This window comes from Enterobacter sp. AG326 (assembly GCF_004362415.1).
In the GTDB taxonomy this organism is placed as follows: domain Bacteria; phylum Pseudomonadota; class Gammaproteobacteria; order Enterobacterales; family Enterobacteriaceae; genus Enterobacter; species Enterobacter asburiae.
Window position 1 is genome coordinate 486246 of record NZ_SNXG01000003.1, and the last position, 25488, is coordinate 511733.

Here is a 25488-nt window from a genome sequence, read left to right on the forward strand (position 1 = left end):
GTATCAGGCCGCGCTATGCTTAAAAACCTCAGGCTTTCCCCGCTTTCGCCAGCTCCTTCACCAGCGGCAGCATCACCTTCACCACATCACGACTGCGGTGCTCAATCCGCTGCGGCAGCGCGCTGTCAATGTGCTGCTGATTATCCAGCATCACGTTGTGCCAGCTTGTCCCGTCCGGGAAGGCTTTCGATTTAGCCCGCTGCTGATAGCCATCTTTTTTGCCCAGTGCCCAGTTTGTTGCTTCCACGTACAGCACCGGAATGCCCGCCTTATCGAACACTTCCCCATCGTTGCAGCAGCCCGTTCCTCGCGGATAATCCGGGTTACCGCCGGGGTTGCTGGTGGCATAAACGCCATGGCTGCGGGCAATCGCCAGCGCCCGGTCGCGCGTCAGTTTCCGCACGGTACCCGGCGTACTCTGCCCGCTGTTGAAATAAAGCTTATCGCCGACGATCAGGTTATCGAGGTTGATCACCAGCAGCGTATTTTTCTTCTCCTCAGCGCTCATGCGTTTAAGGAGATTCTCAGCCCCGAGTTTGCCCTCTTCTTCACCGCTGGTGGCCACGAAACGAATGCCATACTGGGTTGGTATATCTTTCATCCGCTCGGCCAGTTCGAGCATCACGCCCAGGCCTGCCGCGTTGTCGTCCATGCCCTGCAGCGTCAGCCCGCCGAGGTTGTTATCCGTATCGGCATCGCTCATCGGGGCGTAGGTATCGAGGTGCGCCATAATAATGATTTGTTCAGCCGCGCTACCTTCATGCGCCGCGATAACCGTACTGCCGGTCACGTTATGCCAGTTTTTCGTTTTATTTCTGGAGGTATAAACGTAGCGGCTGTGAAACGACCGGATGTCGCTCTGGTAGCCCATCCCGGCAAACTGCTGGCGAAGATAGTCCGCGGAGAGCATCTCCGCAGGCGAGCCGGTCATGCGGCCAGGGAAGACGGTGGCAATATGCCGCGCCTGCATAGTGGCGATTTCACCATAAGGTTGGTTTTTTGCCTGGGCAGGAAGAATAAAGCAAACGCCGAGCGCCAGGGCAGCAATACGGTGGCGCGTTGCGGAAAACATAGTGAGTCCTTAAAAACAGAGCAAAATATTAACCCGCCTAGTATGAAACTGTGATCGCCCATACACAATTTGAATTGCTCTTAAATGCCCGATATTTCGCGTGTTAAGCACTTTTTGGTATTAGCTTTTTCACGGCGTTATTCCATTGAGTAACTACTCATTCCAATTCGTAATTTCATTCGGTCTAAGCCGCCCCCTATAGTCCCTTTATTCCTCGTTGTTAGTGAGTTGTTGCTTGTGGACTATCTGCCCTTATTTGCTGCGATAAAAGAGAAGCCGGTGCTGGTTGTTGGCACGGGTGAAATTGCCGATCGCAAAATCGCGTTTTTGCAGCGCGCAGGGGCGCAGGTGCGGGTAGTGGCAGAAGCGGATTTTGACGAATCCCAAATCGACAGCGTCGTGCTGGTAATTGCTGCGACCGAAGATCGCGACCTGAACCGGCGAATTTCCGACGCAGCTCAGGCCCGTTACCGCCTGGTGAACGTGGTGGACGACCAGCCGCTATGCTCGTTTATCTTCCCGTCGATCGTTGACCGTTCGCCGCTGCTGGTGGCGATCTCCTCCGGCGGTACCGCACCGGTGCTGGCGCGCGTGCTGCGTGAAAAAATCGAAGCGCTGCTGCCGACCAGCCTCGGGCGCATGGCGGAAAAAGCCAGCTTCTGGCGCAACCACCTGAAAACGCGCCTGACCAGCGTGACGGAACGCCGTCGCTTCTGGGAACGCGTGTTTCGCGGCCGCTTTGCCAGCCTGATGCATGCCGGCAATGAGACGGCGGCGCAGAAAATCCTCGAGGACGAACTGGATAACCCCGGCAGCACGGGCGGGGAGATCATTCTGGTGGGGGCAGGGCCGGGCGATGCCGGGCTTCTGACGCTTCGCGGCCTGCAGGTACTGCAGGACGCTGACGTGGTGTTCTACGACCATCTGGTCACCGACGGCGTGCGCGAGCTGATCCGTCGCGACGCGGAGCAAATCTGCGTCGGCAAACGGGCTGGCGAGCACTCGGTGCCACAGCACGACACCAACCAGATGCTCGTTGACGCCGCCAAAGCGGGTAAAACCGTGGTGCGCCTGAAAGGGGGCGATCCGTTTATCTTCGGCCGCGGCGGCGAAGAGCTGCAGGCGGCAGCGGAAGCGGGCGTACCGTTCCAGGTGGTGCCCGGCATTACGGCGGCCTCTGCGGTAACGGCCTACGCCGGTATCCCGCTCACCCACCGCGATTACGCCCAGAGCGTGACCTTTGTGACTGGCCACTACAAGGCCGACAGCACGCCGTTCGACTGGTCGCATCTCGCCCAGAGCCGCCAGACGCTGGCGATCTACATGGGCACGATGAAGGCGGCGGATATCAGCGAACAGCTTATTCAGCACGGTCGCGAGGCGACGACGCCCGTTGCCGTCATTTCTCGCGGCACGCGCGTCGATCAGCACGTTGCGACGGGCACGCTGGAACATCTTGCAACCCTGGCGAAAGACGCCCCGATGCCCGCCCTGATCGTGGTGGGTGAAGTGGTGCAGCTGCACAGCACGCTCGCCTGGTTCCAACACACAACCGATACAGAAGGCTTTGGTTCTTCTGTCGTAAATTTGGCTTAAGGAACGGTTATGGACCAAAAACGTCTTACACACCTGCGGCAGCTCGAAGCGGAGAGTATCCATATCATCCGCGAAGTGGCCGCCGAGTTTTCTAACCCGGTGATGATGTACTCCATCGGTAAAGATTCCAGCGTCATGCTGCATCTGGCGCGTAAAGCGTTTTATCCGGGCACGCTGCCGTTCCCGCTGCTGCACGTGGATACCGGCTGGAAATTCCGCGAAATGTACGAGTTCCGCGACCGTACCGCGAAGGCCTACGGCTGCGAGCTGCTGGTGCATAAAAACCCGGAAGGGGTGGCGATGGGCATCAACCCGTTCGTGCACGGCAGCGCCAAGCACACCGATATTATGAAAACCGAAGGGCTGAAGCAGGCGCTGAACAAATACGGTTTTGACGCGGCCTTCGGCGGCGCGCGCCGTGACGAGGAGAAATCCCGCGCCAAAGAGCGTATCTACTCCTTCCGCGACCGCTTCCACCGCTGGGACCCAAAAAACCAGCGCCCTGAGCTGTGGCACAACTACAACGGCCAGATCAACAAAGGCGAAAGCATTCGCGTCTTCCCGCTCTCCAACTGGACCGAGCTGGACATCTGGCAGTACATCTATCTGGAAAACATCGAAATCGTTCCGCTGTATCTGGCCGCCGAGCGCCCGGTGCTGGAGCGCGACGGCATGCTGATGATGATCGACGACGATCGCATCGACCTGCAGCCGGGCGAAGTGATCAAACAACAGATGGTGCGCTTCCGTACCCTCGGCTGCTGGCCGCTGACCGGCGCGGTGGAATCCAGCGCGCAGACGCTGCCGGAGATCATCGAAGAGATGCTGGTGTCCACCACCAGCGAGCGACAGGGGCGCGTGATTGACCGCGACCAGGCAGGCTCCATGGAGCTGAAGAAACGTCAGGGTTATTTCTAAGGAGCCGCCATGAACACCACTATTGCTCAACAAATTGCCAACGAAGGCGGCGTGGAAGCGTATCTGCACGCGCAACAACACAAAAGCCTGCTGCGTTTTCTGACCTGCGGCAGCGTGGATGACGGGAAAAGTACCCTGATTGGCCGCCTGCTGCACGATACGCGCCAGATTTATGAAGATCAGCTCTCTTCCCTGCATAACGACAGTAAACGTCACGGCACCCAGGGTGAAAAACTCGACCTGGCCCTGCTGGTGGACGGCCTGCAGGCGGAGCGCGAGCAGGGCATTACCATCGACGTGGCCTACCGCTACTTCTCTACCGAGAAGCGCAAATTTATTATCGCCGACACCCCGGGGCACGAGCAGTACACCCGTAACATGGCGACCGGCGCGTCCACCTGCGACCTGGCGATCCTGCTGATGGACGCGCGAAAGGGCGTGCTGGATCAGACCCGTCGTCACAGCTTTATCTCGACGCTGCTGGGGATCAAACACCTGGTGGTGGCGGTCAACAAGATGGATCTGGTGAACTTCAGCGAAGAGAAGTTCGAGGAGATCCGCCAGAGCTACCTGACCTTTGCCGAACAGCTGCCGGGCAACCTGGATATTCGCTTTGTACCGCTCTCGGCGCTGGAAGGGGATAACGTCGCCTCCCAGAGCGCGAACATGCCGTGGTACAGCGGTCCGACTCTTCTGGAGGTGCTGGAAACCGTTGAAATTCAGCGCGTGGTCGATACCCAGCCGATGCGCTTCCCGGTGCAGTACGTGAACCGTCCAAACCTCGATTTCCGCGGCTTCTCAGGCACCCTCGCGTCAGGTTCCGTGAAGGTAGGTCAGCGCGTCAAGGTGCTGCCATCCGGCGTGGAATCGACCATCGCCCGCATCGTCACCTTCGACGGTGACCTGCAGGAAGCGGGCGCCGGTGAAGCCGTAACGCTGGTGCTGAAAGACGAAATTGATATCAGCCGCGGCGACCTGCTGGTCGACGCGCAGGAAACGCTGGCGGCAGTGCAGGGGGCTTCCGTGGACGTGGTCTGGATGGCCGAACAGCCGCTGACCGCTGGCCAGAGCTATGACATCAAAATTGCCGGCAAGAAAACCCGCGCCCGCGTGGACGGTATTCAGTTCCAGGTGGATATCAACAACCTCACCCAGCGTGACGTCACCGAGCTGCCGCTGAACGGCATTGGTCTGGTCGATCTGACCTTCGACGAACCGCTGGTGCTGGATCCGTATCAGCAGAACCCGGTCACGGGAGGTCTTATCTTTATCGACAGGCTGACCAACGTTACCGTCGGGGCCGGTATGGTTCGCGAACCGATTAAACAGGCTGCCGCGACGTCTGAATTCAGCGCCTTCGAGCTGGAACTGAACGCGCTGGTGCGTAAACACTTCCCGCACTGGGGCGCACGCGATCTGCTGGGAGGCAAGTAATGGCCGCCCATGATGAGAACGTCGTCTGGCATCCTCATCCGGTGACCGTCGCCCAGCGCGAACAGCTCCACGGTCACCGTGGGGTTGTGCTGTGGTTTACCGGGCTGTCCGGCTCGGGTAAATCAACGGTGGCGGGCGCGCTGGAAGAGGCGTTGCATCAGCAGGGCGTAAGTACGTACCTGCTGGATGGCGACAACGTGCGTCACGGCCTGTGCAGCGATTTAGGGTTTAGCGACGATGATCGCAAAGAAAACATCCGCCGGGTGGGCGAAGTCGCCAGCCTGATGGCTGACGCCGGGCTGGTGGTGCTGACGGCGTTTATTTCTCCGCACCGCGCCGAGCGCCAGATGGTGCGCGAACGCGTGGGCCAGGATCGCTTTATCGAGGTGTTTGTCGATACGCCGCTGGAGATTTGCGAAGCGCGCGACCCGAAAGGGCTGTACAAGAAAGCGCGTGCCGGAGAACTGCGCAACTTCACCGGAATTGACGCGGTATACGAAGCGCCTGAATCGCCTGAAATTCACCTGGAAGGTCAACAATTGGTAACAAATTTAGTAAGCCAATTATTAGACCTGCTCAGACGGGACGATATTATCAGATCCTGAGGCGGTATCGTTCGGGAGCTGTCTTCCCGAACGATGAGTCACGGTCACAGGATTAGCTATGCGCAACAGTGAACATTACATCACCACCACCGGGTCGGAGCCGCTAGCGACCGACGACGAAACGACCTGGTCATTTCCTGGGGCCATCATTGGCTTCGTCTCATGGCTGCTGGCGCTTGGCATCCCGTTTCTCATCTACGGCGGCAACACGCTGTTCTTCTTTCTCTACACCTGGCCTTTCTTTCTGGCGTTGATGCCCGTGGCGGTTGTTGTCGGCATTGCGCTGCACTCTCTGCTCAACGGTAAGCTCCTCTACAGCACCGTGGTCACGATTGTGACGGTGGTTCTGATGTTTGGTCTGTTATTTTTGTGGCTCATGGGCTAACTTCAGCCATAATTCAAACCGTAACCAACTGTGTAACGATATTGTGCAGGACGATTCTGCGGAAAAAATGTGGTACATTTGCCCGCGATGTTGCGGCATCTCTGTTACCCCGGCGTAGTGCTCTGGGGAAGTCTTGGGATGATGATGCCGTTTTTCAGGGGGCAGGATGGGTAAACTAACGCTGCTGTTGCTGGCTTTGCTAATCTGGCTGCAATATTCGCTGTGGTTCGGTAAGAACGGACTGCACGACTATAGCCGGGTGAGCGATGACGTCGCGGCTCAGCAGGCAACAAACGCCAAACTTAAGGCGCGAAACGATCAACTCTTTGCTGAAATTGATGACCTCAATGGCGGGCAAGAGGCGATTGAGGAACGCGCACGCAATGAACTCAGTATGACTAAGCCGGGCGAAACCTTTTATCGTCTGGTTCCGGATGCGTCTAAACGCAATCAGGGCTCAGCACAAAACAATCGATAATCAGGCCCAGGATTACGACATGGCAGTAACTTTTTCGGACGTATGCGCCGTGGTGCCGGCCGCAGGTTTTGGCCGGCGCATGCATACAGAATGTCCCAAGCAGTACCTCTCTATTGGCGATAAAACGATCCTCGAGCACGCCGTGGCGGCGCTGCTGGCGCACCCGCGGGTGAAGCGTGTGATTATCGCTATCAGCCCTGGCGATGCGCGCTTCGCGCAGCTGCCGCTGGCAAATCATCCACAGATTACCGTCGTTGACGGTGGCGCCGAGCGCGCCGATTCCGTGCTGGCGGGCATTCAGGCCGCCGGAAACGCGCCGTGGGTGCTGGTGCATGACGCGGCGCGTCCGTGTCTGCATCAGGACGACCTTGCGCGCCTGCTGGCCCTGAGCGAAACAAGCAAGGTTGGCGGGATTCTGGCCGCGCCGGTGCGCGACACCATGAAGCGCGCCGAGCCGGGCAAACAGGCTATCGCCCACACCGTCGATCGCGTCGATTTATGGCACGCGCTGACGCCACAATTTTTCCCCCGCGAATTACTCCACGACTGCTTAACGCGTGCGCTTAAAGAAGGTGCGACCATCACGGACGAAGCCTCTGCGCTGGAATATTGCGGTTTCCACCCTGAGCTTGTTGAAGGACGTGCTGATAATATCAAAGTGACGCGTCCGGAAGATTTACAGCTTGCGGAATTTTATCTTACCCGTTCGACCCATCAGGAGAAGGCATAATGCGAATTGGACACGGTTTTGATGTACACGCCTTTGGCGGAGAAGGCCCAATTATCATTGGCGGCGTGCGCATTCCTTATGAAAAAGGACTGCTGGCGCATTCTGATGGCGACGTGGCACTGCATGCGCTGACCGACGCGCTGTTGGGCGCTGCCGCGCTGGGGGATATCGGCAAGCTGTTCCCGGACACCGACCCGGCATTTAAAGGGGCGGACAGCCGCGAGCTGCTGCGCGAAGCGTGGCGCCGCATTCAGTCGAAAGGCTACACCCTCGGCAACGTCGACGTGACGATTATTGCCCAGGCCCCGAAAATGCTGCCGCACATTCCGCAGATGCGCGTGTTTATTGCAGAAGATCTGGGCTGCCATATGGACGACGTGAACGTCAAAGCGACGACGACCGAGAAGCTGGGCTTTACCGGGCGTGGCGAAGGGATTGCCTGTGAAGCCGTAGCGCTGCTGCTGAAGGCGAGCAAATGACGGACTTCGACAACCTGACATACCTGCACGGTAAACCGCAGGGGAACGGGGTGCTGAAAGCCAGCGCGGAAGATTTCCTCGTGGTGGAGGATCTGGGCTTTGAGCCGGATGGCGAAGGCGAACATATCCTGGTGCGTATTCTGAAAAATGGCTGCAATACCCGCTTTGTGGCCGATGCGCTGGCAAAATTCCTCAAAATTCATGCCCGCGAAGTGAGCTTTGCCGGGCAGAAAGATAAACACGCCGTCACTGAACAGTGGCTCTGCGCGCGCGTTCCCGGCAATACGATGCCTGATTTAAGCAAATTTGAGCTTGAAGGCTGTAAGGTACTGGAGTTCGCCCGCCACAAGCGCAAGCTGCGTCTGGGGGCACTGAAGGGGAACGACTTTACGCTGGTGCTGCGTGAAGTGACCGATCGCGATGACGTTGAGAAGCGTCTGAGCGCGATTCAAGAGCTGGGCGTACCGAACTACTTTGGCGCGCAGCGCTTTGGCATTGGCGGCAGCAACCTGCAGGGTGCGCTGCGCTGGGCACAAAGCGATGCACCGGTGCGTGACAGGAATAAACGCAGTTTTTGGTTGTCGGCGGCCCGCAGCGCGTTGTTTAATCAGATTGTGAGCGAAAGGCTGAAAAAACCGGACGCGAATCAAGTTGTTGTTGGCGATGCGCTACAATTAGCGGGACGCGGAAGCTGGTTTGTGGCAACGGCCGAAGAAATGGCCGATGTGCAGTCGCGCGTGGACGCAAAAGCGCTGATGATTACCGCCGCGCTGCCCGGTACGGGCGACTGGGGAACACAGGGCGACGCGCTGGCCGCCGAGCAGTCAGCCGTAGCGGATGCGCCAGAATTGCAATCATTGCTGGTGCGGGAAAAAGTCGAAGCGGCACGCCGCGCGATGCTGCTCTATCCGCAGCAGTTAAGCTGGAACTGGTGGGATGACGTAACCGTCGAGTTACGCTTCTGGCTACCGGCAGGTAGCTTTGCCACCAGTGTTGTCAGGGAACTTATCAACACCTCGGGTGATTATGCGAATATTGCTGAGTAACGATGACGGAATCCACGCGCCAGGCATTCAGACCCTGGCGAAACACCTCCGCGAATTTGCGGACGTGCAGGTCGTGGCGCCCGATCGTAACCGCAGTGGAGCGTCTAACTCTCTGACGCTGGAGTCGTCGCTTCGCACCTTTACCTTTGAAAATGGCGATATTGCCGTGCAGATGGGGACGCCAACCGACTGCGTTTTTCTGGGCGTGAACGCGCTGATGCGGCCGCGTCCGGATATTGTTGTTTCCGGCATTAACGCCGGTCCTAACCTTGGCGATGACGTGATTTACTCTGGCACCGTGGCGGCCGCAATGGAAGGGCGCCATCTGGGGTTCCCGGCGCTGGCGGTCTCGTTAAACGGCCACACGCACTACGACACCGCCGCCGCGGTGACCTGTTCGATCCTGCGGGCGCTCGGCCGCGAGCCGTTGCGTACCGGACGCATCCTCAACATCAACGTGCCGGATCTTCCCCTCGACGAAATTAAAGGCATTCGCGTCACCCGTTGCGGAAGCCGACATCCTGCCGATCAGGTGATCCCGCAGCAGGATCCTCGCGGCAACACGCTTTACTGGATTGGCCCTCCCGGCGATAAGTGCGATGCGGGTCCGGATACCGACTTTGCCGCCGTAGATGAAGGCTATGTTTCGGTTACCCCGCTGCACGTAGATTTAACCGCGTATAGCGCGCATGATGTGGTGTCGGGCTGGCTGGATCGCGCAGGAGTGAACGCGCAATGGTAAACAAACGTGTACAAACTCTTCTGGAACAACTCCGCGCGCAGGGGATCCGCGACGAGCACGTGCTTGAAGCGCTTGCTCAGGTTCCGCGTGAGAAATTTGTAGACGAGGCGTTTGAACACAAAGCGTGGGAAAACGTGGCGCTGCCCATCGGGCAGGGTCAGACGATTTCGCAGCCTTACATGGTGGCGCGCATGACGGAGCTGCTGGAGCTGACGCCCGACTCCCGCGTGCTGGAGATTGGCACCGGGTCGGGGTATCAAACCGCGATCCTGGCGCATCTGGTTCATCATGTATGCTCCGTTGAGCGGATTAAAGGTTTACAGTGGCAGGCGCGTCGTCGCCTGAAACAACTTGATTTACATAATGTTTCGACACGACACGGTGATGGATGGCAGGGTTGGAAGGCGCGCGCGCCGTTTGACGCGATCATCGTGACGGCGGCCCCGCCTGAAATTCCTGCGGCCCTGTTGTCGCAGCTGGATGAGGGGGGCATTCTTGTTCTGCCCGTCGGGGACGAGCAGCAGCTTTTGAAGCGCGTTCGTCGACGCGGCGGCGAGTTTATTATCGACACCGTGGAAGCCGTGCGCTTTGTGCCTCTGGTAAAGGGGGAGTTGGCCTGAGACTCGGAATTATCCAGGGTTATTAAGGCAAATTCAGCGTATGGTGTGGCGCGAAAGATTCGTGCCATCACGGTAAATTTTAAGTCACTGGTAGTTAACACATTCCTGGGGGATAAATGAGCGCGGGAAGCCCTAAATTCACCATCAGCCGTGTTGCGGCATTATCACTGGTTTCGCTCTGGCTGGCAGGCTGTACAAGTTCTAACAACGCGCCTGCACCCGTCAGTTCTGTCGGCGGAAACAGCGGCTCGGGTAACACGTCCAGCGGAATGTTGATCACACCTCCGCCTAAAATGGGCACCTCTACGGCGCAACAAAATCCGCCAATCCAGCCGGTTCAGCGTCCAATGACGCAGCCGACACAGATTCAGCCAGTGGAACAGCCTGTTCAGACCCAAAATGGCCGCATAGTCTATAACCGTCAGTATGGGAACATTCCGAAAGGCAGCTATACCGGTGGCAGCACCTATACCGTGAAACGCGGCGATACGCTGTTCTACATTGCGTGGATCACCGGGAACGATTTCCGTGACCTCGCGCAGCGCAATAACGTCCAGGCCCCATACGGTCTGGAAGTCGGGCAAACGCTCCAGGTGGGCAACGCGACGGGCACGCCGCTTACGCCTGGCAACACCGTTTCAGCGGCCGATGTGACGGCTCAAAATAACAGCGTTAAGCCTGCACAAAAATCCACCACGGTGGTTGCTTCACAACCTGTAATTACGTATTCTGAGGATTCAGGTGATCAGACTGCTAACAAAATGTTGCCGAATAATAAAGGGACTGCGACTGTTGTCACAGCACCGGTAACGGCACCTGTGGTTAGCTCTACTGAACCGACTGCCAGCAGTATGACCTCCAGTTCGCCAATCTCTGCATGGCGCTGGCCAACTGACGGCAAGGTTATCGAGAACTTCTCTTCCTCCGAGGGGGGAAATAAAGGGATCGATATCGCAGGGAGTAAAGGACAGGCTATCATCGCGACCGCAGACGGGCGCGTTGTGTATGCCGGTAACGCTCTGCGCGGTTACGGTAATCTTATTATCATCAAACATAACGATGATTACCTGAGTGCCTACGCCCATAACGACACAATGCTGGTCCGGGAACAACAAGAAGTTAAGGCGGGGCAAAAAATCGCTACCATGGGTAGCACCGGAACCAGTTCTACACGCTTGCATTTTGAAATTCGTTACAAGGGGAAATCCGTAAACCCGCTGCAGTATTTGCCGCAGCGATAATTTGACGGGGCATGCCAGCCAGGGTGTCTCGTTCAGGGATCACGGGTAGGAGCCACCTTATGAGTCAGAATACGCTGAAAGTTCATGATTTAAATGAAGACGCGGAATTTGATGAGAACGGAGTAGAGGCTTTTGACGAAAAAGCCTTAGTAGAAGAGGAACCCAGTGATAACGATTTGGCTGAAGAAGAGCTGTTATCGCAGGGCGCCACACAGCGTGTACTGGACGCGACTCAGCTTTACCTTGGGGAGATTGGTTACTCCCCACTGCTAACGGCCGAAGAAGAAGTCTATTTCGCACGTCGTGCTTTGCGTGGTGATGTGGCCTCGCGTCGTCGCATGATTGAAAGTAACCTGCGACTGGTCGTGAAAATTGCCCGCCGTTACGGCAATCGTGGTCTGGCTCTGCTGGATCTGATTGAAGAGGGCAACTTAGGTCTCATCCGCGCAGTTGAGAAGTTTGACCCGGAACGCGGGTTCCGTTTCTCAACCTACGCGACCTGGTGGATTCGTCAGACCATCGAACGGGCTATTATGAACCAGACCCGTACGATCCGCCTGCCGATTCACATCGTCAAAGAGTTGAACGTTTATCTGCGCACCGCGCGCGAGTTGTCCCATAAACTGGACCACGAGCCAAGCGCAGAAGAGATTGCCGAGCAACTCGATAAACCGGTTGATGACGTTAGCCGTATGCTGCGTCTCAACGAGCGCATTACCTCTGTTGACACCCCGCTGGGTGGCGACTCCGAAAAAGCGCTGCTGGACATTCTGGCCGATGAAAAAGACAACGGCCCGGAAGACACCACGCAGGACGATGACATGAAACAGAGCATCGTCAAATGGCTGTTCGAGCTGAACGCCAAACAGCGTGAAGTGCTGGCACGTCGTTTCGGTTTACTGGGGTATGAAGCTGCGACACTGGAAGACGTTGGCCGTGAAATTGGCCTGACTCGCGAACGTGTTCGTCAGATTCAGGTTGAAGGTCTGCGCCGCCTGCGTGAAATCCTGCAGGGGCAAGGTCTGAACATCGAAGCGCTGTTCCGCGAATAAGCAACCTTTCGTCAAAAAAGGCCCGTCGTGAGACGGGCCTTTTTCTTTTGTATTACGACTGTGCCGCCGTTTCGTGCAGCAGACGCCACGTTATTTTGTCGCCCTCGTGACTGAGCACCGCGGTTGACCAGCGTACGTTGACGGGCAGGTCCGGCCGGGTTTGCGTCTCCCGGTAGTGGAGAACCGCGCCACGATCCCAGCGCTGGATCGTGGATAATTCGTCAATGACGATCTTCAGTCCTGAACGGCTTCCGCGCTGGTTTTCCAGAAAACTGGCAAGACCGATATAGTCGATCTGAACGCCTCCCGGTGGGATCATCAGAAAATCTGGGCTGAAGCGGGCGAGCAGAGCGTCGGAATCACCTTCACCTTTGCCTAACCAGTCTTCAAGCGCAATGTGGAGGTCGATAATGTCGTGTTCGAAAGGCGTCATGAATTCTCCTGTCGCAGCTGGGTGAGCACCTGCGTATTGTTAAGACGAAAAACGTACGGTACAGGCAGCAGGGTCATGCCTGCGGCAAAAATAAACATCCCGTGCCATGCGACCAGCGGTGTCAGCCAGGCCTGCGCCAGGTTCAGCGCCTGCGCCAGCAGCAGGGCACCGGCAAAAAAGCTCAGCTGACGATTAAGATTCCACAGCGCGCTGGCATCCGGCATCTCTTCCCGGCGCGTCGTCAGAAAAGCGCTGCTCTGAGCCGTACTGCTGCACAGGCTTCCCCCCGCGCCCATTAAGGTAAACGCAACGGCAGGCAGCAGCGTAGCCGAACTGACGTTAATCAAAAGCAGAATACCCGTCGCCTGCAGCAGGCAGCCGATGACGATCAGCGGTCGGGGGCCGATACGGTTAAAATAGCGTCCCGTTGCCGTGATGGCGATAAACGATGCCATGGACCACGGCAGCATGAGCATCCCCGTTGCGGCTGGGCTCATGTTCGCCACGTGCTGAAGATAAAACATGCCCGTGACGTTCACTCCAATAAACATGCCGGGTACGCAGATATAGACAAGCATGGAAAAACGCAAAAGCGGGTCCGCGAGCAACGACAGGTTTAGCAGTCTGGCCGCTTTCATCGCGGGCATCTCGTGTTTAAGCCACAGGCAGGCCAAAATAAAGGTCACGACAGCGACCGGTAGCGTGGCGAAAAATATCCATCGCCAGCTTAGCGTCTGCACCAGCAGGCCTCCGATAGCAGGGGAGCAGGCCGGGGCAAGCAGCGCGACCAGCATCACCGCCGAGGAGAGTCGGGCACGCTCGTGAGGCTTAAACTGTTGCCAGGTCAGCGCCTGTCCGACGGGGATCAGTAAGCCTCCTCCCACGCCCTGGAGTACTCGCCAGGCGATCAGACTTTCAAGCGTTGCAGACAGGCCCGCCGCTGCGGAGGCTGCGCTGAACAGAAAAAGCGAGAGCAGGATGACGCGCTTTGGCCCGATGCGGCGTGCGAGCACGCTGCTGAACGGGATCACCAGCGTCAGGCCGGCAATGTACCCGTTACTGACCCAGGCAAGGGCTGAAGGCGTGGTGTTAAAGGCGTGAGCCATTGCCGGGAACGCGACGCTGGCAATGAACATATTGATCAAATCAAGAAAAAAGCCCAGCAGATAAACAGCGGCGACTTTGCTGCGATACGTCATGGTGGATCCTCCGGTGAGGTGGCGTATCGTATCGACCCCGGAAGCACGGATAAACCTGACAAAGCGCGATATACTGTCAAAAATATTTTGACAGTATAGGGCGTGATGATGATTAACCTGCAGCGGGCGCAGATGTTTGTCGCGGTGGCCGACACCGGCAGTTTCACTGCCGCAGCCGAGGCGATGGGGCTGACAAAAGCCGTGGTCAGCTTCAATATTCGTCAGCTAGAGGATGAGCTGGGCGTTACGCTGCTGCTGCGCTCCACCCGCCGTCTGACGTTAACCGAGGCGGGCGCGCTATTTCATCAGCGCAGCGTGGCGCTTCTGAAGGATGCGGAACGGCTGCAGGATGATGTCCGCGCGAATCATGCGGGGCTTACTGGCGAACTGCGGATCACGACTACGCCCGAGTATGGCTCACAGGTGGTGGTGCCGCTGCTGGCCAGGTTTAGCCAGCAGCACCCGGATCTTCGCGTGCGGCACGTTTCGTCGTCCCTGCACGCCGACCTTATCTCGGAGCGCTTTGACGTGGCCATCCGGCTGGGAACGCTTGCCGATTCGCGCAACCACGCCGCGCTGATTTCGCACTTCTCCATTATCCCCGTCGCGACGCCCGGGTGGTTGGTTAACCATCCGATCGAAACGCTTGCGCAGCTGGCCCACGCCGACTGGATTATTCACGAGCGCCTGGCCTCGCCGCTGCGCTGGCAGGTGAAGGATGCCAGCGGCACGCCTGAAACGCTGGAGATAAAAAAAGCGCCGCGCCTGTTTGCCGACAGCGCTCAGGCCCTTATGGCTTTTGCGATCGCAGGCGGAGGCGTGGCGTTACTGCCGGAATGGCTGGCGCGCGATGCGCTTGATGCGGGAAAACTGGTCCCGGTTTTACCGGAATATACCTTTGCGCAGCAGGGCATCTATGCGGTTTATCCCGATGCCCGGCATGTGTCAGCGAAGGTGCGAACCTTTATCGATTTTATGCGCACCAGCGTGAATTAATCGTGCATCATCTTTTTGATGAGCGCAGAGAACTGCTCGCGCTCGGCCTTGTTAAGACGTCCTAAAAATGCCTCATCCACCTCGTTGCCAACCGGTTTACAGCCAGCAAGCAGGGCTTCACCTTCTGGCGTCAGGAAGACAAACCGGCGGCGCTTATCGGCCGGATCGTGCTCGCGTTTGACCAGCCCGCGCGCCTCCATGCGGCTGAGCATCTCCGCCAGGGTCGCTTTCGTACTGACCGCCACTTCGGTCAACGCCACCTGTTCAATACCCGGATGCTCGGCAATAGAGCGCATCACCGCATACTGTGGCTTGGTCAGTTCCGGTAAGGCATGTTGCCACTGCGCGGTATGCTGTTGAAAAAGCTGACGTAACAGGTGGAACGCCTCTTGTCTTAGTTCCATGAACACTCCGACGGAAAAAATCTCCCCCTATGATAGCCGCTATTGCTCTCAATTTTAACGCGGCATCTTTTAGCCATTCGTGTGATCGTATGCGAACGATCTTGTCAGGAAAATGATCCTGGAGTAGTTTATTTACAATGTTCGTGTACGAACAAATAATTGAGGTGATGAATGAGATTGATAGTAGGAATGACGGGGGCAACGGGCGCGCCGCTGGGCGTGGCGCTGCTGCAGGCGCTGCGGGAAATGCCGGAGGTGGAGACGCATCTGGTCATGTCGAAGTGGGCAAAAACCACCATTGAGCTTGAAACGCCCTACACCGCGCAGGACGTTGCTGCGCTGGCTGACGTTGTCCACAGTCCGGCTGACCAGGCCGCCACTATCTCCTCCGGCTCGTTTCGCACCGACGGCATGATCATCATTCCCTGCAGCATGAAAACGCTGGCGGGTATCCGCGCGGGCTACGCCGAAGGGCTGGTGGGACGTGCGGCGGACGTGGTGCTGAAAGAGGGGCGCAAGCTGGTGCTGGTGCCCCGTGAAACGCCGCTCAGCACCATTCATCTTGAGAACATGCTTGCCCTTTCCCGCATGGGCGTGGCGATGGTGCCGCCCATGCCTGCCTATTACAACCACCCGCAAACCGCCGATGACATTACTCAGCACATCGTGACCCGCGTGCTCGACCAGTTCGGTCTGGAGCATAAAAAGGCGCGCCGCTGGAACGGGCTGCGGGAGGCGAAACATTTTTCACAGGAGAATAAAGATGGCATTTGATGATTTGAGAAGCTTCCTGCAGGCGCTCGATGAGCAAGGGCAACTGCTGAAAATTGAGGAAGAGTTAAACGCCGAGCCCGATCTGGCGGCGGCAGCCAACGCGACCGGCCGCATTGGCGACGGCGCGCCCGCGCTGTGGTTCGACAACATTCGTGGCTTTACCGATGCCCGCGTGGTGATGAACACCATCGGCTCCTGGCAGAACCACGCCATTTCGATGGGGCTGCCTGCAAACACTCCGGTAAAAAAACAGATCGACGAGTTTATCCGCCGCTGGGATAAATTCCCCGTCACACCGGAGCGCCGCGCCAACCCGGCCTGGGCGCAGAATACGGTCGACGGGGAGGACATTAACCTGTTCGATATCCTGCCGCTGTTTCGCCTGAACGACGGTGACGGCGGTTTTTATCTCGATAAAGCGTGCGTTGTCTCGCGCGATCCGCTCGACCCGGACAACTTCGGCAAGCAGAACGTCGGGATCTACCGTATGGAAGTGAAGGGCAAGCGCAAGCTCGGCCTCCAGCCGGTTCCGATGCACGATATCGCCCTGCATCTGCACAAAGCGGAAGAGCGTGGTGAAGACCTGCCGATTGCGATTACGCTGGGCAACGACCCGATCATCACCCTGATGGGCGCCACGCCGCTGAAATACGATCAGTCCGAGTATGAAATGGCCGGCGCGCTGCGTGAAAGCCCGTACCCGATTGCCACCGCGCCGCTGACCGGCTTCGATGTGCCGTGGGGTTCTGAAGTGATTCTGGAAGGGGTGATTGAAGGCCGCAAGCGGGAAATCGAGGGGCCGTTTGGCGAGTTTACCGGACACTATTCCGGTGGCCGTAACATGACGGTTGTCCGTATCGACAAAGTTTCTTACCGCACCAAACCGATTTTTGAGTCGCTCTACCTCGGCATGCCGTGGACCGAGATTGACTATCTGATGGGACCGGCTACCTGCGTGCCGCTCTACCAGCAGCTTAAAGCGGAGTTTCCGGAAGTGCAGGCGGTGAATGCGATGTACACCCACGGTCTGCTGGCGATTATCTCCACCAAAAAACGCTACGGCGGTTTTGCCCGCGCGGTCGGTTTACGCGCCATGACCACGCCGCACGGTCTGGGCTACGTGAAGATGGTAATCATGGTGGATGAGGATGTCGATCCGTTCAACCTCCCGCAGGTAATGTGGGCGCTATCGTCAAAAGTGAACCCGGCAGGGGATCTGGTGCAGCTGCCGAACATGTCGGTCCTTGAACTCGATCCCGGTTCCAGCCCGGCAGGCATTACCGACAAGCTGATTATCGATGCCACCACGCCTGTCGCGCCGGACACCCGGGGCCACTTCAGCCAGCCGGTACAGGATCTGCCTGAAACCAAAGCCTGGGCTGAAAAACTGACCGCGATGCTGGCAGCACGTCAATAAGGAGGAAAAGATGATTTGTCCACGTTGTGCCGATGAGCATATTGAAGTGATGGCGACGTCGCCGGTAAAAGGGGTCTGGACCGTTTATCAGTGCCAGCATTGTTTGTATACCTGGCGCGATACCGAACCGCTGCGCCGCACCAGCCGCGAGCACTATCCGGAAGCGTTCCGTATGACGCAGAAGGATATTGATGAGGCACCGCAGGTGCCGACGATCCCGCCGCTGCTATAAAAAAAGCCCGATGGCGCTACGCTTACCGGGCGATAAAATTGTGCGCTTTGTTTTGCCGGGTGGCGGCTTCGCCTTACCCGGCCTACAAACGCGGTAGGCCCGGTAAGCGCAGCGCCACCGGGCAAAAGACCGCAGAAAACTAAACCAGACTCTTCAACCGATAAATCCACTCCAGCGCCTGACGCGGCGTCAGTGAATCCGGGTCGAGGTTCTCCAGCGCTTCCACCGCAGGCGACGTCTCTTCCGCAGGAATCAGCAGCGACATCTGCGTACCATCAATCTGCGTCGCCGCCGCATTCGGTGACAGGCTTTCCAGTTCACGCAGTTTCTGACGCGCGCGCTTGATCACCTCTTTCGGTACGCCTGCCAGCGCCGCGACGGCCAGGCCATAGCTCTTGCTCGCCGCGCCATCCTGCACCGTGTGCATGAAGGCAATGGTATCGCCGTGCTCCAGCGCGTCCAGATGAACGTTCGCAACCCCTTCCATTTTCTCCGGCAGCTGCGTCAGTTCGAAATAATGGGTGGCAAAAAGCGTCATGGCCTTGATTTTATTCGCAAGGCTTTCCGCACAGGCCCATGCCAGGGACAGACCATCATAGGTTGACGTTCCGCGTCCGACTTCGTCCATCAGCACCAGGCTGTGCTCCGTCGCGTTATGCAGAATGTTTGCCGTTTCGGTCATCTCGACCATGAAGGTTGAGCGTCCGCTCGCCAGATCGTCCGCTGCCCCAACGCGGGTAAAGATGCGGTCGATGGGGCCAATCTCCACGTTTTGCGCCGGAACGTAGCTGCCGATATACGCGAGCAGCGCAATCAGCGCCGTCTGACGCATATAGGTACTCTTACCGCCCATGTTCGGACCGGTAATGATCAACATTCTTCTCTGCGGTGACAGGCTCAGCGGGTTGGCGATGAACGGTTCGTTGAGCACCTGCTCTACCACCGGGTGACGGCCTTCAGTGATGCGAATGCCAGGCTTATCGGTAAAGGTCGGGCAGGTATAGTTCAGCGTTTCAGCGCGTTCTGCCAGATTGACCAGCACGTCCAGCTCCGCCAGCGCGCTGGCGCTCTGCTGCAGGTCGCCCAGGTGCGGCATCAGCATGTCAAACAGCTCGTCATACAGCTGTTTTTCCAGGGACAGCGCCTTTCCTTTCGAGGTGAGGACTTTGTCTTCGTACTCTTTCAGTTCAGGAATGATGTAGCGTTCGGCGTTTTTCAACGTCTGGCGGCGCACGTAGTGAATCGGCGCCAGGTGGCTCTGCCCGCGGCTGATCTGAATGTAGTAACCGTGTACCGCGTTATATCCCACTTTCAGGGTGTCGAGCCCAAGACGCTCGCGCTCGCGGATTTCCAGCTTATCGAGGTAGTCCGTCGCACCGTCGGCCAGCGCGCGCCATTCGTCCAGCTCTTCGTTGTAGCCTGGGGCAATCACGCCGCCATCACGCACCAGAACCGGAGGCGCATCGATAATGGCGCGCTCCAGCAGTTCGCGAAGCTCGGTAAATTCGCCCATGGTTTCGCGGAGTTTCTGTACCGGCGCGCTGTCAACGTCACTCAGCTGCGCGCGCAGTTCCGGCAGCTGCTGGAATGCATGACGCATCCGCGCGAGGTCGCGTGGTCGCGCTGTTCGCAGTGCCAGACGAGCAAGGATACGCTCCAGATCGCCCACCTGGCGCAGAACCGGCTGCAGCTCGGTATAGCGATCCTGCAGCGCGGCAATCGTCTGCTGACGGCAAACCAGCGTCTCGGTATTGCGGATCGGCATATGCAGCCAGCGTTTCAGCATGCGGCTGCCCATTGGCGTTACCGTACTGTCGAGGACCGACGCGAGCGTATTTTCTACGCCACCCGCCAGGTTCTGCGTGATCTCCAGGTTACGGCGCGTGGCGGCATCCATGATGATGCTGTCCTGCTGGCGCTCCATGGTGATAGAGCGGATATGCGGCAGGGCGGTGCGCTGGGTATCTTTCACGTACTGCAGGAGACAACCGGCCGCACACAGCCCGCGCGGGGCATTTTCAACGCCAAAGCCAATCAGATCGCGGGTGCCAAACTGCAGATTCAGCTGCTGGCGCGCGGTATCAATTTCGAATTCCCACAGCGGACGACGGCGTAACCCGCGACGACCTTCAATCAGCGCCATTTCGGCGAAATCTTCGGCATAGAGCAATTCTGCCGGGTTGGTGCGCTGCAGTTCGGCAGCCATCGTTTCACGGTCAGCCGGTTCACTCAGACGAAAACGTCCGGAGCTAATATCCAGCGTCGCGTAGCCAAACCCTTTACCGTCCTGCCACAGCGCTGCCAGCAGGTTATCCTGGCGCTCCTGTAACAGGGCTTCATCACTGATGGTGCCAGGCGTGACGATGCGCACGACTTTGCGTTCCACGGGGCCTTTTGAGGTCGCCGGATCGCCGATCTGTTCGCAGATTGCAACGGACTCGCCCTGATTCACCAGCTTCGCCAGGTAGTTTTCTACCGCGTGGTGCGGGATACCTGCCATAGGAATGGGTTCGCCTGCCGATGCGCCACGTTTGGTCAGCGAGATGTCGAGCAGCTGCGATGCACGCTTAGCATCGTCATAAAATAGCTCGTAAAAATCGCCCATACGGTAAAACAGCAGGATTTCCGGATGCTGTGCTTTCAGCTTCAGATACTGCTGCATCATCGGCGTATGTGCGTCGAAATTGTCGATTGTGCTCATGGAGTTATGATGTCCATTTCTTTGAAAATAAACCGTTTTGATGGGCTCAATGGCCGTTTGTTCCTTCTATTGTCGCATGAAAAAAAGGTCCGGCGCAGAAAAATGTCGTGGCTTTACGAGGCATCTTCCGACATTAATTCGATGACAATTTTTCCATGCTCGACGCCCACCCTGACTCGAGAATGGGTCGTAAATCCCGCTTTTTCAAGCCAGTCACCTTTTAAGCTCAGCGCCGCATGCACGCTGTAGCGCTTCGGTATCTTGGTATTGCGGTCTTCATGGCGCTTTCTAAAATATCCCACTTTTAAATGGCGATAGGGTTTGCCGATCGCGAGCTCTTGCATAGGGTCTCCAGATAACACGGACAAAGGTCATTTCTGATGCCTGTATAAAATACCAGTGATTGTTGGCCGGTGCAGGGCTAAAACTGGAGTCAGGCTTCAGGAAACGAAATGCAACCGCTGAAATTCAGCGTTGAAAGGTGTATTATTAATGCACTTTATTATTCGGTAATCCGCTATGTCCGGTAAACGCATCTCACGAGAAAAAGAGACCATCGCGAAAATGATCGCGTTGTATGAAAAGCAGTGTCCGCAGGCATCTCAGGAGGAAGGGCACTATCAGGCGCTCAACGCTTATGCCGATAAGCGCCTGGATAAATGCGTTTTCGGTGAGGAAAAGCCTGCCTGCAAGCAGTGCCCAGTACACTGCTACCAGCCTGCCAGACGTGAAGAGATGAAGCAGGTTATGCGCTGGGCAGGCCCGCGTATGTTATGGCGTCATCCCATTCTGACCGTTCGCCATCTGATGGATGACCGTCGCCCCGTACCGGAACTGCCGGAGAAATACCGTCCGAAAAAGTGATCGGTTCAGCGTCTCAGCGGACGGCAAATCACCTTCAGGGCCAGCGCGCTGCATAGCGGGAAGAGGGCCAGCAGAAGCCAGGGATACATCGCCTGCGTTGAGGGCACCAGCGCGCGATCCAACAGGCTGCCAAACAACAGGTTTCCTGCCAGTACCGCAATGCCTCCGGCGGTGGCGAGTGCGCCGTAGTGCGCGCCAAGCGTGGATTCATCCGCAAACAGGGGGATCAGATCTTTAGCAGATGGCACCAGCAGCATTTGCCCCAGCGTCAACAGCGTCACAAAACAGACAGAAGGCAGTAAGCGCAGCCAGCCTTCCGGCGGCGTCATCGGGGCGAACGTCGCCACGCTCGCAAAGGCGGCTGACAGCAGCAAAAATCCCACCGTCAGAATTCTCACCGCGCCCACGCTACGGGCGAAGCGCGCCAGCGGCAGCTGTAAGGTGATGATCAAAACGGAGGCCAGCATAAAAAGAGGGCCGAGATCTTTCTCGTTACCGCCAGAACGCTGGATCTCCACCGGCAGCGCCAGATAAAGCTGGTTATAACTTAACAGCCATGAACTGTAGGCAATGATAAAGGCGACAAAGCGCGGCTGACGGAACGTTGTCCACCAGGGCTGTATTTTCAGCGTCTGTGAACGGTGGCCAGCAGCGGGCAGGCAAAAGTAGAGCACCACTAGCGCAATGACAAATACGCCTGCCCCCGCCAGCGCCACCTGACGAAAGCCAAGGCCGGTGAGCAGGGCGCCAGCAACCGGGCCCAGTACCGCGCCGAGTTCTCCGCAGACGGCAAAGAGCGCAAACCACTCAGCCCGGCTTCGTTTGCCTTTTGCCTCGCTGTGCGTGCCTGCTTTTGCCAGCAGTGCCTCAATCGAGGGGGAGAACAATGCGCCGCCAACGCCCGTCAGACACGCGCCCAAAATAATCGGCCACAGTGATTCCCCGAAGGCCAGCAGCAGATAGCCTGAAACACGAACAATACAGCCGCTGAGGATAATCACTTTCGCGCCAAACCGGTCCGAGAGCGCACCGCCAACGATAAACATTCCCTGCTGGGAGAAGGTGCGAAGGCCCAGGATCAGCCCGATAAGTCCGCCGGAGAGCAGCATGTCGTCGCGCAGGAATATCGCCAGGAAGGGAACGACGGCGTAAAAGCCAATGTTGAAAACAAACTGGCTACCCAGTAAGACGGGCGGCCAGAGCGTGGCGGCAGGGCGAAGGGGCATCGTCGTTCACTCGCCCCTAAACGATAAAGTGGATGTGTTTTTTGCCATGGAACGGCGAGGTCTCGATTTTGGTTTTGACCCGGAAGACATCCCAGAGCAACGACTCGGATAAGATATCCTGCGGTGTCCCCGTCGCCACAATTTGCCCTTTCTGCATCACAATCAGCGAGTCGCAGAACATCGAGGCGTGGTTGAGATCGTGGATAGCGACAATGCTGGTGACCGGTAATTCGCTGATCAACTGCATCAGCTGCATCTGATGATGAATGTCGAGGTGGTTGGTCGGCTCGTCCAGCAGGATTTCCGTTGGGGTCTGAGCCAGCGCGCGGGCAATATGTACGCGCTGGCGCTCGCCGCCGGAGAGGCTCAGCCAGCCCTGGTCGCTTTTATCCAGCATATCCACGCGCTGCAGGGCGGCGGTGACGGTTTCGTCATCGTGGTTGCTCCAGTTGGAAAAAGCGGAGTGGTGCGGAATACGCCCAAGTTTCACCACGTCGCGCACGCGCATGTTGGCGTCCGTCATCCCGTGCTGTTCCACAAAGGCGACCCGGCGGGCAAGCTGCTTTTTGGCGATGCGAGAGATGTCCTGCCCGTCCACGGTAACGCAGCCAGCATCCGGGCGACGAAGCCCCGCGAGGATCCGTAAAAGAGACGATTTACCGCAGCCGTTAGGGCCAAGCAGTCCTACCGTTTCCCCCCGGGAAACCTTCAGCGAGACGTCATTAACGATGACTTTTTTGCCTACCTTCCAGGTAATATTTTCAGCGCAGATACTCATCACTTATTCCTTGAACGGTAGATAATTACTGCAAAGAAGGGGACGCCAACCAGCGCGGTGACTACGCCGACGGGCAGGCTTTGCGGCGCAATCAGCATGCGCGAGGCAATGTCTGCCAGCACCATCAGGATCGCCCCTGCCAGCGCGCTGGCAATCAGCAGCGTGCGGTGCAGCGGCCCGAACAGGAAACGCATCACGTGCGGCACCACCAGCCCGACAAAGCCGATTGAGCCCGCCATGCTGACAATCGTCGCGGTAATCAGCGCGGTAGTGGTAAAGAGCGTCAGGCGAACCCACGGGACGGCAATGCCTAAAGAGGCGGCGGCATCATCACCGAACGTGAAGGCATCCAGCGCCCGGGAATAGTAAAGACAGACGGCAAGGCCCGCCAGCACGACCACCAGCGCCAGCTGGAATTCCGGCCAGCGAACGCCGCTGAAGCTGCCCAGCAGCCAGAACATCACGTCGCGCGCCTGCTGGGCGCTGGCGGAGGTGCTGATGGTGTAGGCAGTAATGGCGTTGAACAGCTGAGAGGCGGCGACCCCTGCCAGAATGGTACGTTCATTCCCCCCGCGCGCGCCGTTCGTCAGAAACGCGACAAACGCAAAGGCGGCAAACGCCCCGGCAAACGCGCCCGCAGAGAGCGACACCGCGCCGGTACCAATTCCTAATACGACGACCGACACCGCACCGGTTGACGCACCCGCCGACACGCCGAGCACGTAAGGTTCCGCCAGCGCGTTCTTCAGCAGGCTCTGCAATACGGCACCGCAGATGGCCAGCCCCGCGCCGCAGCAGGCCGCCACCAGCGCGCGGCTCAGGCGAAAGTCCCAGATCACGCTCTCATAGATGCGGGTGAGCGGAACCTCGGTGAGCCCCATTTTATTGCTGATGGCGTAAAACACGTTATCCAGGGGAATGGACAGCTCGCCGACGCTGACGCTCAGCGCGATCGTCAGAAATAACAGGACCAGAGCGAGCAAACCCGAGGTCGTCTGAACCAGGCTCTGCCGGACCTGAAGAACGGCGGTTGTCATCAGTTCAGCCCCAGCTTTCTGAGCTGTTCGCCAACCTGCTCAGCTCCGTAAATCGTGCGAATCGTCGGGTTCATGGCCTGGCCGTCCATCACCACGATATGGCCTTTCTTCACCGCGTCCAGCTGGCTGACTGCGGGATCGCTTTTCAGGAATTTGATTTTTTCTTCCGCGTTATCCAGCGCCCAGCGGTTGCGGTCCAGGCTGGACACCACAATGACATCCGGATTGGCGGCAATAATGCTTTCCCAACCCACGGTTGGCCATTCGGTCTCGGACGTAATGGCGTTATGACCGCCCATCAGGCTGGCGATAAACCCGGAGGGGCTATTTTTACCGCCGACGTAGGCGTCCGCAGAAGGGGATGAACTGGAGAACCAGAAGACAAACGAAAGGTCTTTTTTACTCTTGCCGAATTCCTTACGCAGGTCGGCCTCGCGTTTTTTGAAATCGGCAATAACGGCCTGACCGCGGTCTTCAACGTTAAAGATTTTGGCGAAATCCTCAATCTCTTTATAGAGATACGTCATATCCCACAGCTTCTGGCGGCTGCCGTACATATCGCCGGTGGCTTTTTTGGTCGCGCACATGCCCGGGGACACGTAGCTGTTCACGCCCAGGGTCTTCAAATCGTCACGTTTTGCGACCTTACTTTCCGGCCCCAGCAGCAGCGGGGACTGCGCGGGGACAAAGTCAGGATTTTGCGCAAGAACGGATTCAAGGGTCGGGATTTCGACCGTCAGGGTTTTGATTTTTGCGTTCTGTTCCGCCAGCTGCGGCAGCACTTTGGTCGGCCAGAAGGCGCTGGCCTTCACCTTATCTTCCAGGCCCAGCAGGAGCAAAATTTCGACGGTGTTCTGGCCCAGGGCCACGACGCGTTCCGGTGCTTTGGTGAACGTCTCTTTGTAGCCACAGTTTTCAATCGTCAGGGGATAGGTGGTTGCCAGAGCAGAACCGACCGACGCAATCGCCAGGCCTAGCGCGCAGATGACCTTTTTCATGAAACGCTACCCTTCATTAAAATTATTATTG

General features: G+C 57.7%; 28 protein-coding genes. 18 read left to right on the forward strand and 10 right to left on the reverse strand.

What is annotated here, in order from left to right:
- Positions 1-28 precede the first annotated feature (28 nt).
- Complete coding sequence (locus tag DFO52_RS13780) at positions 29-1072, reverse strand: aminopeptidase (RefSeq protein ID WP_047646260.1); 1044 nt, start codon at positions 1070-1072, stop codon at positions 29-31.
- Between the two features lie 246 nt (positions 1073-1318).
- Here DFO52_RS13780 and cysG point away from each other — a divergent pair, with 246 nt between their 5' ends.
- The 13 genes from cysG (at position 1319) to rpoS (ending at position 12398) form a co-directional block, all read left to right on the forward strand.
- Complete coding sequence (gene cysG / locus DFO52_RS13785) at positions 1319-2668, forward strand: siroheme synthase CysG (protein WP_166642365.1); 1350 nt, start codon at positions 1319-1321, stop codon at positions 2666-2668.
- Positions 2669-2677: 9 nt separating this feature from the next.
- Positions 2678-3586, forward strand: coding sequence for a sulfate adenylyltransferase subunit CysD (gene cysD, locus DFO52_RS13790; RefSeq protein ID WP_010434549.1), 909 nt, complete (start codon positions 2678-2680; stop codon positions 3584-3586).
- A 9-nt stretch (positions 3587-3595) separates the two neighbouring features.
- Positions 3596-5020 (forward strand): sulfate adenylyltransferase subunit CysN, encoded by a 1425-nt coding sequence (cysN, locus tag DFO52_RS13795; RefSeq protein ID WP_023308996.1) that lies wholly within the window; start codon positions 3596-3598, stop codon positions 5018-5020.
- Positions 5020-5625, forward strand: coding sequence for an adenylyl-sulfate kinase (gene cysC / locus DFO52_RS13800; RefSeq protein WP_010434543.1), 606 nt, complete (start codon positions 5020-5022; stop codon positions 5623-5625). The genes cysN and cysC overlap by 1 nt, the downstream gene beginning before the upstream one ends.
- A 58-nt stretch (positions 5626-5683) precedes the next feature.
- Positions 5684-6010 (forward strand): DUF3561 family protein, encoded by a 327-nt coding sequence (locus DFO52_RS13805; RefSeq protein ID WP_008499610.1) that lies wholly within the window; start codon positions 5684-5686, stop codon positions 6008-6010.
- A gap of 166 nt (positions 6011-6176) precedes the next feature.
- The gene (gene ftsB, locus DFO52_RS13815; protein ID WP_008499609.1) at positions 6177-6488 is read left to right on the forward strand and encodes a cell division protein FtsB; all 312 of its coding nucleotides are present in this window, start codon (positions 6177-6179) and stop codon (positions 6486-6488) included.
- 19 nt (positions 6489-6507) lie between these two features.
- Positions 6508-7218, forward strand: a complete 711-nt coding sequence (ispD, locus tag DFO52_RS13820) for a 2-C-methyl-D-erythritol 4-phosphate cytidylyltransferase (protein WP_133550573.1) — start codon at positions 6508-6510, stop codon at positions 7216-7218.
- Complete coding sequence (gene ispF, locus DFO52_RS13825) at positions 7218-7697, forward strand: 2-C-methyl-D-erythritol 2,4-cyclodiphosphate synthase (protein WP_133550574.1); 480 nt, start codon at positions 7218-7220, stop codon at positions 7695-7697. The genes ispD and ispF overlap by 1 nt, the downstream gene beginning before the upstream one ends.
- Positions 7694-8743, forward strand: a complete 1050-nt coding sequence (truD, locus tag DFO52_RS13830; RefSeq protein WP_133550575.1) for a tRNA pseudouridine(13) synthase TruD — start codon at positions 7694-7696, stop codon at positions 8741-8743. The genes ispF and truD overlap by 4 nt, the downstream gene beginning before the upstream one ends.
- A complete protein-coding gene (surE, locus tag DFO52_RS13835) occupies positions 8724-9485 on the forward strand; it encodes a 5'/3'-nucleotidase SurE (RefSeq protein ID WP_023308990.1) in 762 nt (253 codons plus the stop codon). Before truD ends, surE begins: the two co-directional genes overlap by 20 nt.
- Entirely contained in the window at positions 9479-10105 is a 627-nt protein-coding gene (locus DFO52_RS13840; RefSeq protein ID WP_023333224.1) for a protein-L-isoaspartate(D-aspartate) O-methyltransferase, read from the forward strand. Before surE ends, DFO52_RS13840 begins: the two co-directional genes overlap by 7 nt.
- Before the next feature lie 116 nt (positions 10106-10221).
- Positions 10222-11346, forward strand: a complete 1125-nt coding sequence (nlpD, locus tag DFO52_RS13845; RefSeq protein WP_029741538.1) for a murein hydrolase activator NlpD — start codon at positions 10222-10224, stop codon at positions 11344-11346.
- A 59-nt stretch (positions 11347-11405) separates the two neighbouring features.
- Positions 11406-12398 carry an RNA polymerase sigma factor RpoS gene (gene rpoS, locus DFO52_RS13850; RefSeq protein WP_008499600.1) on the forward strand — a complete coding sequence of 331 codons (993 nt, stop codon included), beginning with the start codon at positions 11406-11408 and terminating at the stop codon, positions 12396-12398.
- A gap of 52 nt (positions 12399-12450) precedes the next feature.
- Here the strand turns inward: rpoS and DFO52_RS13855 are convergent, their stop codons facing one another.
- Positions 12451-12831, reverse strand: coding sequence for a DUF4440 domain-containing protein (locus tag DFO52_RS13855; protein WP_133550576.1), 381 nt, complete (start codon positions 12829-12831; stop codon positions 12451-12453).
- Positions 12828-14030 carry an MFS transporter gene (locus tag DFO52_RS13860; protein ID WP_133550577.1) on the reverse strand — a complete coding sequence of 401 codons (1203 nt, stop codon included), beginning with the start codon at positions 14028-14030 and terminating at the stop codon, positions 12828-12830. The genes DFO52_RS13855 and DFO52_RS13860 overlap by 4 nt, the downstream gene beginning before the upstream one ends.
- Before the next feature lie 108 nt (positions 14031-14138).
- On the opposite strand from DFO52_RS13860, the gene DFO52_RS13865 reads away from it, so the two are divergent.
- The gene (locus DFO52_RS13865) at positions 14139-15026 is read left to right on the forward strand and encodes a LysR family transcriptional regulator (RefSeq protein WP_133550644.1); all 888 of its coding nucleotides are present in this window, start codon (positions 14139-14141) and stop codon (positions 15024-15026) included.
- Here the strand turns inward: DFO52_RS13865 and DFO52_RS13870 are convergent.
- Entirely contained in the window at positions 15023-15430 is a 408-nt protein-coding gene (locus DFO52_RS13870; RefSeq protein ID WP_023308984.1) for a MarR family transcriptional regulator, read from the reverse strand. The two genes, DFO52_RS13865 and DFO52_RS13870, sit on opposite strands and share 4 nt — an antisense overlap.
- Before the next feature lie 171 nt (positions 15431-15601).
- Between DFO52_RS13870 and DFO52_RS13875 the strand changes: the two genes are divergently transcribed.
- From DFO52_RS13875 to DFO52_RS13885, 3 genes are read left to right on the forward strand one after another with little or no spacing between them, the layout of a single operon-like run.
- Positions 15602-16204 (forward strand): non-oxidative hydroxyarylic acid decarboxylases subunit B, encoded by a 603-nt coding sequence (locus DFO52_RS13875; protein WP_133550578.1) that lies wholly within the window; start codon positions 15602-15604, stop codon positions 16202-16204.
- Positions 16194-17621 carry a non-oxidative hydroxyarylic acid decarboxylases subunit C gene (locus DFO52_RS13880; RefSeq protein WP_133550579.1) on the forward strand — a complete coding sequence of 476 codons (1428 nt, stop codon included), beginning with the start codon at positions 16194-16196 and terminating at the stop codon, positions 17619-17621. Before DFO52_RS13875 ends, DFO52_RS13880 begins: the two co-directional genes overlap by 11 nt.
- Positions 17622-17631: 10 nt before the next feature.
- Complete coding sequence (locus DFO52_RS13885) at positions 17632-17853, forward strand: non-oxidative hydroxyarylic acid decarboxylases subunit D (protein ID WP_003862116.1); 222 nt, start codon at positions 17632-17634, stop codon at positions 17851-17853.
- Positions 17854-17992: 139 nt separating this feature from the next.
- On the opposite strand, the gene mutS is transcribed toward DFO52_RS13885, so the two are convergent.
- The gene (gene mutS / locus DFO52_RS13895) at positions 17993-20554 is read right to left on the reverse strand and encodes a DNA mismatch repair protein MutS (RefSeq protein WP_133550580.1); all 2562 of its coding nucleotides are present in this window, start codon (positions 20552-20554) and stop codon (positions 17993-17995) included.
- 113 nt (positions 20555-20667) lie between these two features.
- Complete coding sequence (locus tag DFO52_RS13900; RefSeq protein WP_023308980.1) at positions 20668-20898, reverse strand: SymE family type I addiction module toxin; 231 nt, start codon at positions 20896-20898, stop codon at positions 20668-20670.
- 175 nt (positions 20899-21073) lie between these two features.
- Between DFO52_RS13900 and DFO52_RS13905 the strand changes: the two genes are divergently transcribed.
- The gene (locus tag DFO52_RS13905; protein WP_029739543.1) at positions 21074-21418 is read left to right on the forward strand and encodes a nitrous oxide-stimulated promoter family protein; all 345 of its coding nucleotides are present in this window, start codon (positions 21074-21076) and stop codon (positions 21416-21418) included.
- A 5-nt stretch (positions 21419-21423) separates the two neighbouring features.
- Here the strand turns inward: DFO52_RS13905 and DFO52_RS13910 are convergent, their stop codons facing one another.
- From DFO52_RS13910 to DFO52_RS13925, 4 genes are read right to left on the reverse strand one after another with little or no spacing between them, the layout of a single operon-like run.
- Positions 21424-22644 (reverse strand): MFS transporter, encoded by a 1221-nt coding sequence (locus tag DFO52_RS13910; RefSeq protein ID WP_133550581.1) that lies wholly within the window; start codon positions 22642-22644, stop codon positions 21424-21426.
- Positions 22645-22660: 16 nt separating this feature from the next.
- Complete coding sequence (locus tag DFO52_RS13915; protein ID WP_133550582.1) at positions 22661-23422, reverse strand: ABC transporter ATP-binding protein; 762 nt, start codon at positions 23420-23422, stop codon at positions 22661-22663.
- Positions 23422-24459, reverse strand: coding sequence for an iron ABC transporter permease (locus tag DFO52_RS13920; RefSeq protein WP_133550583.1), 1038 nt, complete (start codon positions 24457-24459; stop codon positions 23422-23424). The genes DFO52_RS13915 and DFO52_RS13920 overlap by 1 nt, the downstream gene beginning before the upstream one ends.
- Positions 24459-25457 carry an ABC transporter substrate-binding protein gene (locus DFO52_RS13925; protein ID WP_133550584.1) on the reverse strand — a complete coding sequence of 333 codons (999 nt, stop codon included), beginning with the start codon at positions 25455-25457 and terminating at the stop codon, positions 24459-24461. Before DFO52_RS13925 ends, DFO52_RS13920 begins: the two co-directional genes overlap by 1 nt.
- Between the last annotated feature and the right edge of the window lie 31 nt (positions 25458-25488).